The sequence below is a fragment of the Mesorhizobium loti genome (assembly GCA_014189435.1).
Lineage (GTDB): Bacteria > Pseudomonadota > Alphaproteobacteria > Rhizobiales > Rhizobiaceae > Mesorhizobium > Mesorhizobium loti_G.
Genome location: CP050293.1, coordinates 2,821,417 through 2,835,325, shown reverse-complemented (window position 1 = coordinate 2,835,325; position 13,909 = coordinate 2,821,417). Strand labels below are relative to the sequence as shown.

14 protein-coding genes are annotated in these 13,909 nt (G+C 61.9%); 10 read left to right on the top strand and 4 right to left on the bottom strand.

The annotated features are described in order from the left end of the window. Window positions 1-15: 15 nt before the first annotated feature. Complete coding sequence (locus tag HB777_13785; protein QND64850.1) at window positions 16-837, bottom strand: SDR family oxidoreductase; 822 nt, start codon at window positions 835-837, stop codon at window positions 16-18. Window positions 838-1,064: 227 nt separating this feature from the next. Here HB777_13785 and HB777_13780 point away from each other — a divergent pair, with 227 nt between their 5' ends. The 7 genes from HB777_13780 to HB777_13750 all read left to right on the top strand — a co-directional run bounded on the left by HB777_13780 (window position 1,065) and on the right by HB777_13750 (window position 5,824). After that, window positions 1,065-2,099, top strand: a complete 1,035-nt coding sequence (locus HB777_13780) for a cysteine synthase A (GenBank protein ID QND64849.1) — start codon at window positions 1,065-1,067, stop codon at window positions 2,097-2,099. Then, the gene (locus tag HB777_13775) at window positions 2,099-2,842 is read left to right on the top strand and encodes an alanyl-tRNA editing protein (protein QND64848.1); all 744 of its coding nucleotides are present in this window, start codon (window positions 2,099-2,101) and stop codon (window positions 2,840-2,842) included. Before HB777_13780 ends, HB777_13775 begins: the two co-directional genes overlap by 1 nt. A gap of 39 nt (window positions 2,843-2,881) precedes the next feature. Continuing rightward, window positions 2,882-3,733 (top strand): 3-mercaptopyruvate sulfurtransferase, encoded by an 852-nt coding sequence (sseA, locus tag HB777_13770; protein ID QND64847.1) that lies wholly within the window; start codon window positions 2,882-2,884, stop codon window positions 3,731-3,733. Window positions 3,734-3,738: 5 nt separating this feature from the next. Then, on the top strand, window positions 3,739-4,302 hold the full coding sequence (locus tag HB777_13765) for a GNAT family N-acetyltransferase (GenBank protein QND68772.1): 564 nt from the start codon (window positions 3,739-3,741) through the stop codon (window positions 4,300-4,302). Window positions 4,303-4,419: 117 nt separating this feature from the next. Then, on the top strand, window positions 4,420-4,977 hold the full coding sequence (locus HB777_13760; protein QND64846.1) for an OmpA family protein: 558 nt from the start codon (window positions 4,420-4,422) through the stop codon (window positions 4,975-4,977). Between the two features lie 166 nt (window positions 4,978-5,143). After that, window positions 5,144-5,611 carry a DUF1203 domain-containing protein gene (locus tag HB777_13755; protein QND64845.1) on the top strand — a complete coding sequence of 156 codons (468 nt, stop codon included), beginning with the start codon at window positions 5,144-5,146 and terminating at the stop codon, window positions 5,609-5,611. A 54-nt stretch (window positions 5,612-5,665) separates the two neighbouring features. Then, complete coding sequence (locus HB777_13750) at window positions 5,666-5,824, top strand: hypothetical protein (GenBank protein ID QND64844.1); 159 nt, start codon at window positions 5,666-5,668, stop codon at window positions 5,822-5,824. A gap of 2 nt (window positions 5,825-5,826) precedes the next feature. Here HB777_13750 and ald read toward each other — a convergent pair whose 3' ends face one another. Continuing rightward, entirely contained in the window at window positions 5,827-6,942 is a 1,116-nt protein-coding gene (gene ald / locus HB777_13745; GenBank protein ID QND64843.1) for an alanine dehydrogenase, read from the bottom strand. Between the two features lie 156 nt (window positions 6,943-7,098). Here ald and HB777_13740 point away from each other — a divergent pair, with 156 nt between their 5' ends. Continuing rightward, window positions 7,099-7,572, top strand: a complete 474-nt coding sequence (locus tag HB777_13740) for an Lrp/AsnC family transcriptional regulator (GenBank protein ID QND64842.1) — start codon at window positions 7,099-7,101, stop codon at window positions 7,570-7,572. Window positions 7,573-8,158: 586 nt separating this feature from the next. Here the strand turns inward: HB777_13740 and HB777_13735 are convergent. After that, entirely contained in the window at window positions 8,159-8,752 is a 594-nt protein-coding gene (locus HB777_13735) for a 5-formyltetrahydrofolate cyclo-ligase (protein ID QND68771.1), read from the bottom strand. A 241-nt stretch (window positions 8,753-8,993) separates the two neighbouring features. Here HB777_13735 and HB777_13730 point away from each other — a divergent pair, with 241 nt between their 5' ends. Beyond that, window positions 8,994-10,259, top strand: coding sequence for an NAD(P)/FAD-dependent oxidoreductase (locus HB777_13730; protein QND64841.1), 1,266 nt, complete (start codon window positions 8,994-8,996; stop codon window positions 10,257-10,259). A 146-nt stretch (window positions 10,260-10,405) separates the two neighbouring features. Beyond that, window positions 10,406-12,385, top strand: coding sequence for a bifunctional 2',3'-cyclic-nucleotide 2'-phosphodiesterase/3'-nucleotidase (locus tag HB777_13725; GenBank protein QND64840.1), 1,980 nt, complete (start codon window positions 10,406-10,408; stop codon window positions 12,383-12,385). Between the two features lie 49 nt (window positions 12,386-12,434). Here HB777_13725 and HB777_13720 read toward each other — a convergent pair whose 3' ends face one another. After that, window positions 12,435-13,691: a class I SAM-dependent methyltransferase gene (locus HB777_13720; protein QND64839.1), complete on the bottom strand. Its 1,257-nt coding sequence runs from the start codon at window positions 13,689-13,691 to the stop codon at window positions 12,435-12,437. Between the last annotated feature and the right edge of the window lie 218 nt (window positions 13,692-13,909).

Below are 13,909 nucleotides of genomic sequence, written 5' to 3'. Positions count from 1 at the left end.
ACTTCGTCAACGCACCTATTCGATTGGCGGCTTGCGGTCGTAGTGCAACGGCCGCGCCTTCCAGCTGGTCGTCAGGCTGATCACCCCTCTGCACAGCGGTCTCGGCAGCAGGCTGAGCAGCTTCAGAGGCCAGCTTGTCCGGCGCGGGAAGGTAACTTCGAAGCCGCCGGACTTGATGCCCCGCGCCATGCGGCGCGACGCGCGGCTGACCGGCATCAGCCCCGGCATCGGCAGCATGTTCTTCTCGGTCAGCGGGGTGTCGATGAAGCCAGGATTGAACACCTGGATGCGCACGTTCATCTTGTCGAAATCATACTTCAGCGACTCGGCCAGGATGTTGATGGCCGCCTTCGTGCCGCCATATGCGGCCGTCGTCGGCCAGCCGAAATAGGACGTGACGGAGCCGACCAGCACGACATGGCCGCGCGCCCGCACACGCATGCGTTCGACGACGGGCACAAGACCATTGATGATGCCGAAATAGTTGACCTCGAAGGACCGTCGGAAGTCGCTGACGACGAGATTTTCACCCGGCGTCGAAATGTAGTTTCCAGCATTGAAGATGGCGAGCACGATGGGACCGAGCTCCTTCTCGATCGCGGCGACGGTTCTTGCCATGCGCGGCTCGTCGGTGACGTCGCAGGGAAAGGCCGTGACGCTGCCCGGCATCTGCGCGGTCTCGACGACAAGCGTGTCGATCGGGTCGTCGTCGAGCGCTGTCACCGCCACGGCATAGCCCTGGGACGCAAGATCCCTGGCCAGCGCTCTGCCGATACCGCTTGAGCCGCCCGTGATCCAGGCGACGCCGTGCTTCGGGTTGGCCCGATAGAGTGTCATGCTGCGCCCTGTCGACTTGTTGGTGCTTTGCTCTAGCGGTGAAGAAATCGAATGAAAAGAGTGCTTTTCATCGCCATGTGGAAATGAACTGTGGGGCATGAAGGCGATGTTGAAAAGCGCCGACGCAACAACAGCACCGTAAATGCGACTGGACCAGACAAATTCTTGCCTTGAAACCGAAGCTTCGGGTTTCTAGGGTTTCGGCGCACCTACACAAGGAATCTTGAATGCCCCGTTCTGTGATCGACGCGATCGGCAACACGCCTCTGATCCGCCTCAACAAAGCTTCTGAACAAACCGGCTGCGAGATCCTGGGCAAGGCCGAATTCATGAATCCGGGCCAGTCGGTCAAGGATCGCGCGGGGCTGTTCATCATCCGCGACGCCGAGCAGCGTGGGCTGCTGAAGCCGGGCGGCGTCATCGTCGAAGGGACGGCCGGCAACACTGGCATCGGGCTGACGCTGGTCGCCAAAGCGCTCGGCTACCGCACCGTCATCGTCATTCCGGACACACAGAGCCAGGAGAAGAAGGACACGATCAAACTGCTCGGCGCCGAGCTGATCGAGGTGCCTGCCGTGCCCTACAAGAATCCCAACAATTACGTGAAACTGTCGGGGCGGCTGGCCGAGCAACTGGCGCGGACGGAGCCGAACGGCGCCATCTGGGCCAACCAGTTCGACAATGTCGCCAACCGCGACGGCCATATCCGCACCACGGCGGAGGAAATCTGGAACCAGACCGGCGGCAAGGTCGATGGTTTTGTCTCGGCGGTCGGTTCGGGCGGAACGCTGGCCGGCGTCGCCTTCGGGCTGAAGGCGAGGAGCAAGCAAGTCAAGATCGCTCTCGCCGATCCGCTGGGGGCCGCGCTCTACTCCTTCTACACCAGCGGTGAGCTGAAGTCCGAAGGCAGCTCGATCACCGAAGGCATCGGGCAGGGGCGCATCACCGCCAATCTCGAAGGGTTTACGCCGGACTTTTCCTTCCAGATCCCCGATGAGGATGCGCTGCCGATCGTCTTCGACCTGATCCAGGAAGAGGGCCTTTGCGTCGGCGGTTCGACCGGCATCAACATTGCCGGCGCGATCCGTCTGGCCAGGGAATTAGGCCCCGGCCACACCATCGTGACCATTCTTTGCGACTACGGCACACGCTATCAGTCCAAACTGTTCAATCCGGAATTCCTGCGTGAGAAGCAACTGCCGGTGCCGGGCTGGATGGAGCTGAAGAGCGAGATTTCGGTGCCGTTCGAGAAAGTCGCCTGATGGCGCACAAGACGGAAGCGCTGTTTCGCGACGATGCGTATCTTCGCACGGCGGATGCGACGGTTGTTGCCGTCAACGATCGCGGCGGCATCATTCTCGACCGGACGATCTTCTACGCCACGTCAGGCGGTCAGCCGGGCGATACTGGTTATCTCGAACGCGGTGACGGCAGCCGCATCGCCATTGCCGCCACTATCACCGGCGAGACCAAGGACGAGATCATCCATGTGCCGGCGCCGGAGCAAGCGGTGCCACAGGTCGGCGAGAAGGTGAGCCTGGCGATCGACTGGGAACGCCGGCATCTCCTGATGCGCATGCACGCGGCTTGCCATCTGCTCACCGTCGTCTGCCCGTTCCCGATCACCGGTGCTTCGGTTTCCGAGGACGACAGCCGCGTCGATTTCGACGCCCCGGATGCCGGCTTCACCAAGGAGGACATCACCGCCGCGCTGATGGACCTGGTGCGGGCCGACCACCCGATCTTTGTCCGGCTGATCAGTGACGAGGAACTGGCCGCCAACCCCGGCCTGGTGAAATCCAAGAACGTCCGGCCGCCAGTCGGCACCGGCAAGATCCGCCTGGTCTGCATCGGCGACAACGCTTCGGTGGACAGCCAGCCCTGCGGCGGCACCCATGTCAAAAGCACCGGCGAAGTCGGCGAAATCCACATCGGCAAGATCGAAAAGAAGGGACGCGAAAACAGACGCTTCCGCATCCGCTTCGGCCCGATGCCGGCGGTCTAAACAGACAGTGATCGCCAAAAGGCGAGCAGGAGAACAAGAATGGCCCAAGACAGTCCTTTCACCATCGACGCAGACTGGCTGCAGCAGCGTCTCGGCGAGCCGGGCCTGACGATTGTCGACGCGTCCTGGTATCTTCCGGCGCAAAAGCGCGATGCGCGCGGTGAATACGAGGCGGCGCACATTCCGGGCGCACGGTTCCTGGATCAGGATGCTGTTTCTGACCCGAATTCGTCCCTGCCGCATACGTTGCCGTCGCCGCGGCATTTCGCCCAGTATGTGGGCGCCATGGGCGTCTCGGCCGATGACACCATCGTCGTCTATGACGGTCCGGGTTTCTTTTCGGCGCCTCGGGCATGGTGGATGTTCCGGGTGATGGGCGTCTTCCAGACCTATATTCTGGATGGCGGCTTCGATGGCTGGAGAGCCGCCGGCCGGCCGGTAACGGCCGAACGGACAAAGATCGCGCCAAGCGTGTTTCATGCCGATTTTGACGCGGATCGTGTCGCCAGCCTCGCTGACATGCGCCGGATCGTTGACACCAGGGCAAGTCAGATCGCCGACGCCCGTGGGCCGGGCCGCTTCACCGGCACCGAGCCTGAGCCGCGCGCGGGGATCCGCTCCGGCCATATGCCTGGCGCGCGCAATTTGCCCTATTCGGCGCTGTCGGAAAAGGGCGAGCTGTTGTCGAAGGACCGCCTGCGCAAGGTGATCGAGGAGGCCGGCATCGATCTGTCGAAGCCCGTTGTCACCTCATGCGGTTCCGGCATTACAGCGGCGGTGGTGACGCTGGCGCTGGAAACGCTTGGCCATACCAACAACAGGCTTTACGACGGCTCATGGACGGAGTGGGGTGGGCTTTCCGACACGCCTGTCGTGACCGGCAAGGAATGAAGACGATGGAAAACGGCGTGCTGGAAGACATCGACGTCACGGTGACGTTCCTTGAGATGCATGTGCCGCCGGCCTATTCGCCGCCTGTGCCCTACAACCGTCAGGTCGCCCTGCTGAAGACCAAGGACATTCCGCTGCATTTCTACCGCTATCTGATGGACCGGGTGGGGCGCAAATGGCACTGGGTCAATGTACTGCGACTGGATGATGACGAGCTTTCTGCCGGCATCCACCGCGAGGACCGTGACATCAGGGTGCTCTATCTCGACGGTGCGCCGGCCGGCTTCTTCGACCTCAAGCCGCATCTGCCGGAAGAAGTCGAACTTGCCTATTTCGGCATGATGGAACACGCGACCGGGCAAGGCATCGGCCGCTGGTTCCTGGGCTCCGCGATTTCAGCCGCATGGTCGTACGCTCCGAAGCGGGTGACGGTGCAGACCTGCACACTCGATCATCCGGCCGCTCTGCCGCTTTATCAGAAGCTCGGCTTTGCACCGGTGGCGCAGAAGAAGGAAATCGTGCATCCGCTGCCGTTCGCCGAGCGCTCGGCCAGCGTCATGCGGCCGTGACACCAGCCCGAATCTGACATCAGCCGGAATCTGAACCCGCCGTTCATCGGTGCTTCAGGCTGCCTTTGGCATGTTGCCCGCACCATCAATGCGGCCGAGGCCGAAGGAGACGAAGACATGCTGAACCGCCGTACACTTGCCGCCGCGCTGATCGCGGCCATTGCCATGCCGAGCCTTGCCGCCGCGCAGGCGAGCACGCCTTCGGCCGCGACGATCGAGCGGAAGCTCGAGGCGGCACCGCGCGTGAAGCTGCGGCCGAACGAGCGTGTCACCATCCGCGAATTCAAGCGGCGCCCGGATTTGCGCCGTATGGCCCGCTCGATCGATATCCAGTCGATCAACTTCGCCTTCGGTTCGGCAGCCATTTCCAATTCGCAATACGACAAGATCGAAAACATCGCCGATGCGCTGCGGCGCATCCTGCGCCGCGATCCAGGCGCCCGCGTACTGATCGAGGGCCATACCGATGCCGTCGGCTCCTTCCAGTCGAACCAGGCCCTGTCCGACCAGCGCGCCGCCTCGCTCAAGCGCACACTGGTGCGCGAATTCGGTGTGCCTGGCTATGCACTCGAGACGGTCGGCTATGGTGAAGAGTTCCTGCTCGTGCAGACGCAGAACGAGAATTGGCAGAATCGCCGGGTGACGCTGCGCCGCTTCGACGATTTCATCCGTTGAGTGGCAAAGCTCCGGTGGTTTAATTAGCCGGCTTTGTGACTCCTGACAGAACTTGATGAGGGCCGGTCGCCGAGCGGCGGTCGGTCCTTTGACGCTTGGCAGGAATCGGGTGGGAGGCGAGGGTTCAAGGGCATAGTTTCCGGGAGACGACACCGGAGATTTCACCATGACCATTCAGTTCAAAGCCTTGCCGACCGACAATGTCAGAGCGCTGCAGCGCGGCGGTGCTGATGCCTATGGAAATACGCCCGAGCGAAAGATCTCCGATGGTGACGGCATGCCTTGCCGGCACTGCCTGAAGAACATCGCGGCCGGCGACGCTTACCTCGTCCTGGCCTACCGGCCATTTCCGGCGCTTCAGCCCTATGCCGAAACCGGGCCGATCTTCCTGCATGCCGAGGAATGCGACCGTGCCGTCGGGAGCGAAGCACTTCCCGAAATTCTCGAAAGCCCTGACTATATCGTGCGCGGCTATGGCAGGGATGATCGTATCGTCTATGGCAGTGGTGGTGTCATCCCGACTGGAGACGTCGCCGCACGGGCCGAGACCTTGTTCGAACGCGACGATATCGCCTACGTCCATGTCCGTTCAGCGCGCAACAATTGCTACCAGTGCCGCATCGAGCGCGCATAGGCGCCAACAGCGCTGACTGTCGTACTCCCGTCGCATAGAAGCGATAGAAAGCCATTGTCGATTGATTTGCCGACCGCGGATGAACCGGCGGCAAATCTCGATATCGAGGAAGCGGGGCTTTGGCTCCGCTTTTTTGTTGCCTGCTTCTACCCCAAAGAAAAACCCGCCGGCATGAACCGGCGGGTGAGACGGGAGGAAGCTGTCTTTTCGTGAAATCAGGCCGCGAGAACGGCTTTCGGCTCGACCAGTTCGTAGCCGAGCGCCTCGGCGACAGCCCGGTTGGTGATCTTGCCCTTGTGGACATTGAGGCCGTTGCGCAAATGATGATCGTCGATCAGCGCCTTCAGGCCCTTGTCGGCAAGCTGCAGGCCATAGTGAAGCGTCGCGTTGTTGAGCGCATGGGCCGACGTGACCGGCACCGCGCCCGGCATATTGGCGACGCAATAGTGGATGACGCCATCGACCTCGTAGGTCGGATCGGCATGGGTGGTGGCATGCGAGGTCTCGAAGCAGCCGCCCTGGTCGATGGCGACGTCAACCAGCACCGAGCCCTTCTTCATGCCCGAGAGCATTTCGCGCGAAACCAGTTTTGGCGCCGCGGCGCCGGGGATCAGCACCGCGCCGACGACGATGTCGGCCGAAAAGCACTCTTCTTCCAGCGCCTCGACGGTCGAGTAACGGGTGTGGACGCGGCCGGCGAAGAGGTCGTCGAGCTGGCGCAATCTCGGGATCGAACGATCGATGATGGTGACATCGGCGCCAAGGCCCGCCGCCATCCTGGCAGCATGCAGGCCGACGACGCCGCCGCCGAGCACGGTGACCTTGCCGGGCAGCACGCCGGGAACGCCGCCCAGCAGCACGCCGCGGCCGCCATTGGCCTTCTGCAGCGCCGTGGCGCCGGCCTGGATCGACAGACGTCCGGCGACTTCCGACATCGGCGCCAAGAGCGGCAGGCCGCCACGATCGTCGGTCACGGTCTCGTAGGCGATTGCCGTCACGCCGGACGCAAGCAGGCCCTTGGTCTGCTCCGGATCCGGGGCAAGATGAAGATAGGTGTACAGGATCTGGCCTTCGCGAAGCTGCGCCCATTCGTTGGGCTGCGGTTCCTTGACCTTGACGATCATGTCCGACTTGGCGAACACGTCGGCGGCCGTCTTGGCAATCGTGGCGCCGGCGGCGCGATAGGCGTTGTCATCGGCGCCGATGCCGGCCCCGGCGCCGGTCTCGACCAGCACTTCGTGGCCATGGGCGACATATTCGCGGACCGAGCCGGGGGTGAGGCCGACGCGATATTCGTGGTTCTTGATTTCCTTGGGGCAGCCGACGCGCATTTTCTTCTCCTGATCCGGCCCTTTTGGGCTCGTTCCCTGTATGGATGGAGTGAACCACGAATCGGTGCGAAGGTGTTTGCGAATGCGCTTGCGCCGGCAGGCGAGTTTCGATAATCGTTGCGCCAAATAACCGTATTTTCGCAGGATTCACGAAAAATGCCGCTCGACAGGATTGATATCGCCATTCTCGAGACTCTGCAGAAAGATGGCAGGATACCCAATGCGGCACTGGCCGAGAAGGTTGGCCTGTCGCAGTCGGCTTGTTCACGCCGGCTCGACAATCTGGAGAAATCCGGAACCATCCGCGGCTATCACGCCCGGCTTTCCAATGCCGCACTTGGCCACCAGATGACGGCGATCGTGCACATATCGCTGTCGGGACAATTCGAGAAGACGCTGTCGGATTTCGAAGCGGCGATCAAGCGCTGCCCGAACGTGCTGTCCTGCCATCTGATGTCGGGCGAATATGACTACATCCTGCGCATCGCGGCAAAGGATCTCGTCGACTATGAACGCATCCACAAGGAATGGCTGTCGGCGATGCCGCATGTGACGAAGATCAACTCGTCTTTTGCGCTACGCGAAATCGTCGACCGGACTGCGATGGGCATGAAGCCGGAGATGGCTTAACGCCAAAGGCACACCCGGACGTCCTTCCCGACATAGCATGCGCCTTCGCGGCGAAGGTCACCCCAATCTCCTGGTTCACCGTGCGTTTCGCGAATGTCCGAGTTCCCATAGCCTTCCCAGACATCACCGTCCTTGTAGACAACTGCCCAGTAATCCTTGGACATTTCACCAGCCCCACTATGCGTATCGGGGTAGTCGATACCTGCAAAAACTTGCCGAGGGCCCTGGATGCTGAAATCGCCACCCGTCTCGATTTGATAGGAGCATTTTCCGGATATGCGGGTCTGACCGTCAACAACAAGCAGGCAACGGCCCCATTTGTAGCCGCTCGGCAAACGATGCTGTGGTTGCGCATGCGAAGGCGAAATGGAAAACGCTATGGCTAGGGCAGCCGCTATAGTTCGTCCGATCATCTTGTCATCCGCTGTGAAGCAGCCAACCTGAGAGCGACCAGGCACTGTTGGATCCGCCCAGAGCGCATATCGAAACAGCCCGCGGCAGCATGGTCCGCTTAAGGTCATAGTATCGACCAAGCCGGATTTTTGTCACATGACATTTGCGCTACTACACGGCGGGAAACAGGCTCTTAGGCCTCGGTGACGACCCGATCCATCGGAATGTCATGCGGCTGCGGATAGATGGTGGCGATGCGCTGCAATGCGTAGCCGACACCGATGACCAGCGGCTTGAACGGCATCGCCGCCAGCGTGCGGTCGAAAAAACCGCCGCCATAGCCCAGGCGGTAGTTCCCGGGATCGATACCGACGATCGGCGAGATGACGATGTCGGGCAGCACCGGATCGCCTTCGGCCGGGATCGGGATGTTCCAGATGCCTTTCTCCAGCCGGTCGCCCTGTTTGTAGGCACGGAAGATCAGCGGTTGCCCTTTCTCCACGACGATAGGCAACGCTGTGCGGCCGCCGCGCTCATCGACGGATGCCATCCATGGCCGCAAATCCGGCTCACCGCGAAACGGCCAGTAAAGGCTGACCATGCGGCCGGCGATCTCGCCGATGATCGCGTCGAGCCCTTCGGCAATACGCTGAGACATCGCCGTCCGCGCATCGGCGGAAACTGCCAGCCGCGCCGCGATCAGCCGTTCGCGCTCGGCCTTGCGCCAGCGCCTCACATCGGTCCAGTCGGATAGCGGCGCCCGGAATTCCGGATCGAGCTCGTGCATGAAGCAAGGCGGCGAGGAATACTGCGCCGGCCCATCGTGATCCTTGGCGCCGTCATGTTCGTTGGCCATGCCTCACCTCGTTGTACTGCTGAGCAAGGCTATACCTTGTCCTTGTGCACGACATGCGCATTCACGACATCGAGCGGCGAGTCCCAGGCAGTTGCACCAGATCCGGCCATTGTTGCGCTGCACAAAAATGCCTACATCAGGGTCGGCGAATTGCTCGCCTTGGTGGAACGAAATGAACCAAGCCAGCCATCAAATTGTTGTTGTCGGCGCGGGTTTCGGCGGCCTCGAATTCACCCGCGCGCTTGGCGGCGCACCAGTGCGCATAACCATGATCGACAAGCGCAACCATCATCTTTTCCAGCCGCTGCTCTACCAGGTAGCGACGACGGCGCTGGCAACCTCCGAAATTGCCTGGCCGATCCGCCACCTCCTGCGCAAGCGCAAGGACGTGACGACGCTGCTGGCCAACGTCACCGGCGTCGACCGTGCCGGCAAACGCGTGTTGCTCGATGACGGCAGCGCCGTCGCCTATGACACGCTGGTGCTGGCCACCGGCGCTCGCCATGCCTATTTCGGTCACGACGAATGGGAGCCTTTCGCGCCAGGTCTGAAGACGCTGGAAGACGCCACCACCATTCGGCGACGCATTCTCTTGGCCTTCGAGCAGGCCGAGCGGGAAACCGATCCCGCCAAACGGCAGGCGCTGCTGACCATTGCGATCGTCGGCGGTGGGCCGACCGGCGTGGAACTGGCCGGCACCATCGTCGAGCTGGCGCACGACACACTGCGCGGCGAGTTCCGCAACATCGACACGCGGCAAACGCGCGTGGTGTTGATCGAGGCCGGTGACCGTATCCTGGTCAATTTCGCACCGAAACTTTCCGATTATGCCTCGAAGGCACTCGAGCGGCTCGGTGTGACGGTCGAACTCGGGCGAGCTGTCACGCGCTGCGATGCCGAGGGCGTCGTCTTTGGCGACAGGCAACTGGCGGCCCGAACGATTCTGTGGGCGGCAGGCGTTGCCGCTTCGCCCGCCGCCGAATGGCTGGGAGCGAAGGCGGACCGCGCGGGTCGGGTGCTCGTCGAACCTGACCTCAGCGTGCCCGGCAGCCCGGAGATTTTTGTCATCGGCGACGCCGCCCTTGTGCTGCGGCCCGATGGACGGCCGGTGCCCGGCGTGGCGCCTTCCGCCAAGCAGGAGGGCCGACATGTCTCGGCTATCATCAAGGCCAGACTCGGCGGCGACACGACCGCGCGTCCCTTCCACTACAGGCATGCCGGCGATCTGGCGACGGTCGGCAAACGCGCCGCCGCGATCGATTTCGGCTGGATCAAGCTCACCGGCTGGCTCGCCTGGTGGCTGTGGGGGATTGCCCACATCTATTTTCTGATCGGCTTCCGCAACCGGCTTGCGGTTTCCCTGAGCTGGCTATGGATCTACGTCACAGGCCAGCGCAGCGCACGGCTGATCACCCAGGGCGACGACGACAAGACCTGACTTTCTTCATCCGGATCGTTCATCCGCCCGTCATCTGTTGCTGATCGACTGATGTTCGATGCGCGCGATTTCTTGAATGGACTCGGATGAATTTCAGCGCGAAGTTCGCTTCGGGGCAGGGCTGGTAACGTCGTCGAGGAGAAAACATGTCGCAACTGCTCCACCCAGTCTCCCGCCGCGGTTTCCTCGCTGGCACCGCCGCCACAGGGGCGCTGATCATGCTGCATCCGTTCTCCGCTCGCGCTCAAGGTAACCAGGCGCATCTCCGGATCATGGAGACCACCGATATCCATGTGAACGTGCTGCCTTACGACTACTACGCCGACAAAGCCAACGACACGATGGGCCTGTCGCGCACGGCTTCCCTGATTGACGCGGTGCGCAAGGAAGCCGTCAATTCGATGCTGATCGACAATGGCGACCTGCTTCAGGGCAATCCGATGGGCGACTATATCGCCTATGAGAAGGGCCTGAAGGACGGCGACCTGCATCCGATCATGAAAGGCATGAACCTGCTCGGCTACGAATGCTCGACGCTGGGCAACCACGAATTCAACTACGGTCTGTCGTTCCTGGACAAGGTGCTGGCCGGCGCCAATTTTCCGTTCGTCTGCGCCAATCTGATCCGCGGCACTGAGCTTGCCGCGAACCCGCGCGACGACAAGCTCTATCTCAAGCCCTATGTCATCCTCGACAAGAAGCTCAAGGATGGGTCCGGCGCGGAGCAGCCGATCAGGATCGGTATCATCGGCTTCGTGCCGCCGCAAATCATGGTCTGGGATCTCAAGAACCTCGAAGGCAACGTCAAGACGCGCGACATCGTCGAGGCGGCCAAGGCCTGGGTGCCGCAGATGAAGGAGGAGGGCGCCGACATCGTCATTGCGCTCTCGCATTCCGGCATCGAGGTGAAGCAGGGCGACATGATGGAGAACGCTTCGTTCTTCGTCGCCGGTGTCGCCGGTGTCGATGCTGTGTTCACCGGTCACCAGCATCTGGTATTCCCCGGCAAGAAGGATTTCCAGTCGCTTGAAGGTGTCGACACGCAGAAAGGCACGCTGCAGGGCAAACCTGCCGTCATGGGTGGCTTCTGGGGCTCGCATATGGGGCTGGTCGACCTGATGCTGGAACGCGACGGGTCGAAATGGAAGGTCGTCTCGGCGACTTCCGAAGCGCGGCCGATCTTCGAACGCGTCGACAACAAGAACAAGCCGACCGTCCCTGACGACAAGCGCATTATCGCAGCGCTCGAACAGGACCATCAGGCGACACTGGCCTATGTGCGCCGCCCCGTCGGCAAGACCTCCGCGCCGCTCTATTCCTATTTCGCGCTGGTCGCGGACGACCCGTCGGTGCAGGTCGTCAGCCAGGCGCAGACCTGGTACCTCAGGGATATTCTGAAGAACACGCAATGGAAGGATGTGCCGCTGCTGTCGGCGGCCGCCCCCTTCAAGGCCGGCGGGCGCAACGGCGCCGACTACTACACCGACGTGCCGGCCGGCGATATCGCCATCAAGAACGTTGCCGACCTCTATCTCTATCCCAACACCGTGCGTGCGGTCGAAATCACCGGTGCGCAGGTCAAGGAATGGCTGGAAATGTCGGCTGGCATCTTCAACCGGATCGAGCCGGGGAAGGCCGACCAGGCCCTCATCAACACCGACTTCCCATCCTACAATTTCGACGTCATCGACGGCGTCACCTACAAGATAGATCTGTCGCAGCCGCCGAAATACGATGCCAAGGGCGGGCTGGCGAATGCCGGTGCCAACCGTATCGTCGATTTGAGTTTCGATGGAAAGCCAATTGATCCCAAACAGAAATTCGTCGTGGCCACCAACAATTACCGGGCCGGCGGCGGCGGCAATTTCCCCGACATCGATGCCTCGAAGATCATCTATGAGGCGCCGGACACCAATCGCGACGTCATCGTTCGCTACATCATCAGCGAGGGTACGATCAACCCGTCCGCCGACGACAACTGGTCGTTCGCGCCGCTGCCTGGAACCAGCGCCGTATTCGAAACCGGCGCCAGGGCCAAGGATTTCATTGCGCAGTTGAAATCGCTGAAGATCGAGCCGGCGGGCGAGGGCGAGGCAGGCTTCGCGAAATACCGCATCCTGCTTTGATCACTGCTGTTCGAAGGGCTCGGTTCCACGCCGTCACGGCGGCGTCGGCCTACGCCTTGTAGACCACCTGGCGCACGTCGATGTAGCTGGCGCGGAATCCGGCCTCGCAATAGTGCAGGTAGAATTCCCAGAGCTTCTTGAAGCGGTCGTCGAAGCCGAGCGGGACGATCTTCTCCCATGACGCCCAGAACCGGTGGCGCCATTCGGCGAGCGTACGCGCGTAATCGTCGGGAAACACGCGCTCGCGCAGATGGGCAAGGCCATGATCCTTGCCGAGTGCTTTCAGGATCGACGGTGTCGGCAGCATGCCGCCGGGGAAAACGTAGCGTTGGATGAAATCCGGCCTGGCCCGATAGGTGTCGTATGCGGCTTCGTTGATGGTGATGATCTGCAGGCCGGCGGTGCCGCCGGGCCTCAGGCAGGCCTTCATCTTGCCGAAAAACACCGGCCAGTATTTCTCGCCGACCGCCTCGAACATCTCGATCGAGGCGATGCGGTCATAGGTGCCGGTTTCGTCGCGATAGTCTTGCAGCTTGATGTCCACCTTGTCGGCAAGTCCGGCCTTGGCGATGCGCGCCTTGGCGAAGTCGTGCTGCTCGCGGCTGATCGTCAGCCCGGTCACCCGGCAGCCGATCTCGCGTGCCGCGAATTCGGCGAAGCCACCCCAGCCGCAGCCGATTTCCAGCACATGGTCCTTCGGGCCGATGCCTGTGTCCTTCGCCAGCGCGCGATATTTGGCGGCCTGCGCGCTTTCCAGGTCGTTGGCGCCTGTCGTGTAGAGCGCCGAGGAATAGGTCATGCTCGGATCGAGCCATTCCTTGTAGAAGGCGTTGCCGAGGTCGTAATGCGCCGAGATGTTGCGCTTCGAGCCGGTGCGCGTGTTCTGGTTGAACCAGTGACGGATGCGCTGGACGGTGTTGATCAGCCAGCTGGTGCCGCCCGCGATACGTTCGCCGATGACCGAATTGATCACGAACAGTTCCAGGAAGCTGGTCACGTCAGGGCTTTCCCAATCGCCGTCCATATAGGATTCGGCAACACCGATCGTGCCGCCCGAAAAGGCGCGGCCGGGCAAGCGCCAGTTCTTCAGCACCAGTTCGGCATCCGGGCCGGGTCCCTTGCCGCCGACGAGGACGGCGCGGCCGTCCGGCAGCCTGACCTTGAGTGAACCGCGCGGCAGGTTCATCGCCGCCGACAGCACCATGCGCGCCTTGGCTGGCAGGCCTTTGACGATCTCTGCGAAATTGAATTCGTCGAGCCTGACCGCGTCGCTCAACGCTATGCCAAAATGTTCCTTGTGTGCCATCTCACGCCCCTGGATTTCCGAGGCGTCGGCGCAAATTGCCGGGCCACGGTTCTCTTGGATCATTCGCCGGGTTCGAACGCCGTTGCCTCATCCCGAGTGCTGGCCGGCTCGGTGATGGGCGGGCTCGAACGAAAGCGCGCGCCTCTTAAACAGAGCTTTAGCACTTTCCCAGTGAATCCCTGCCACAATCTTCCACGTCATGAGGGGGGACTTCAAGG

Coding starts and splice junctions, on each gene's coding strand:
- HB777_13785 (QND64850.1), bottom strand. CDS start 837: ATGACACTCTATCGGGCCAACCCGAAGCACGGCGTCGCCTGGATCACG.
- HB777_13780 (QND64849.1), top strand. CDS start 1,065: ATGCCCCGTTCTGTGATCGACGCGATCGGCAACACGCCTCTGATCCGC.
- HB777_13775 (QND64848.1), top strand. CDS start 2,099: ATGGCGCACAAGACGGAAGCGCTGTTTCGCGACGATGCGTATCTTCGC.
- sseA (QND64847.1), top strand. CDS start 2,882: ATGGCCCAAGACAGTCCTTTCACCATCGACGCAGACTGGCTGCAGCAG.
- HB777_13765 (QND68772.1), top strand. CDS start 3,739: ATGGAAAACGGCGTGCTGGAAGACATCGACGTCACGGTGACGTTCCTT.
- HB777_13760 (QND64846.1), top strand. CDS start 4,420: ATGCTGAACCGCCGTACACTTGCCGCCGCGCTGATCGCGGCCATTGCC.
- HB777_13755 (QND64845.1), top strand. CDS start 5,144: ATGACCATTCAGTTCAAAGCCTTGCCGACCGACAATGTCAGAGCGCTG.
- ald (QND64843.1), bottom strand. CDS start 6,942: ATGCGCGTCGGCTGCCCCAAGGAAATCAAGAACCACGAATATCGCGTC.
- HB777_13740 (QND64842.1), top strand. CDS start 7,099: ATGCCGCTCGACAGGATTGATATCGCCATTCTCGAGACTCTGCAGAAA.
- HB777_13735 (QND68771.1), bottom strand. CDS start 8,752: ATGCACGAGCTCGATCCGGAATTCCGGGCGCCGCTATCCGACTGGACC.
- HB777_13730 (QND64841.1), top strand. CDS start 8,994: ATGAACCAAGCCAGCCATCAAATTGTTGTTGTCGGCGCGGGTTTCGGC.
- HB777_13725 (QND64840.1), top strand. CDS start 10,406: ATGTCGCAACTGCTCCACCCAGTCTCCCGCCGCGGTTTCCTCGCTGGC.
- HB777_13720 (QND64839.1), bottom strand. CDS start 13,691: ATGGCACACAAGGAACATTTTGGCATAGCGTTGAGCGACGCGGTCAGG.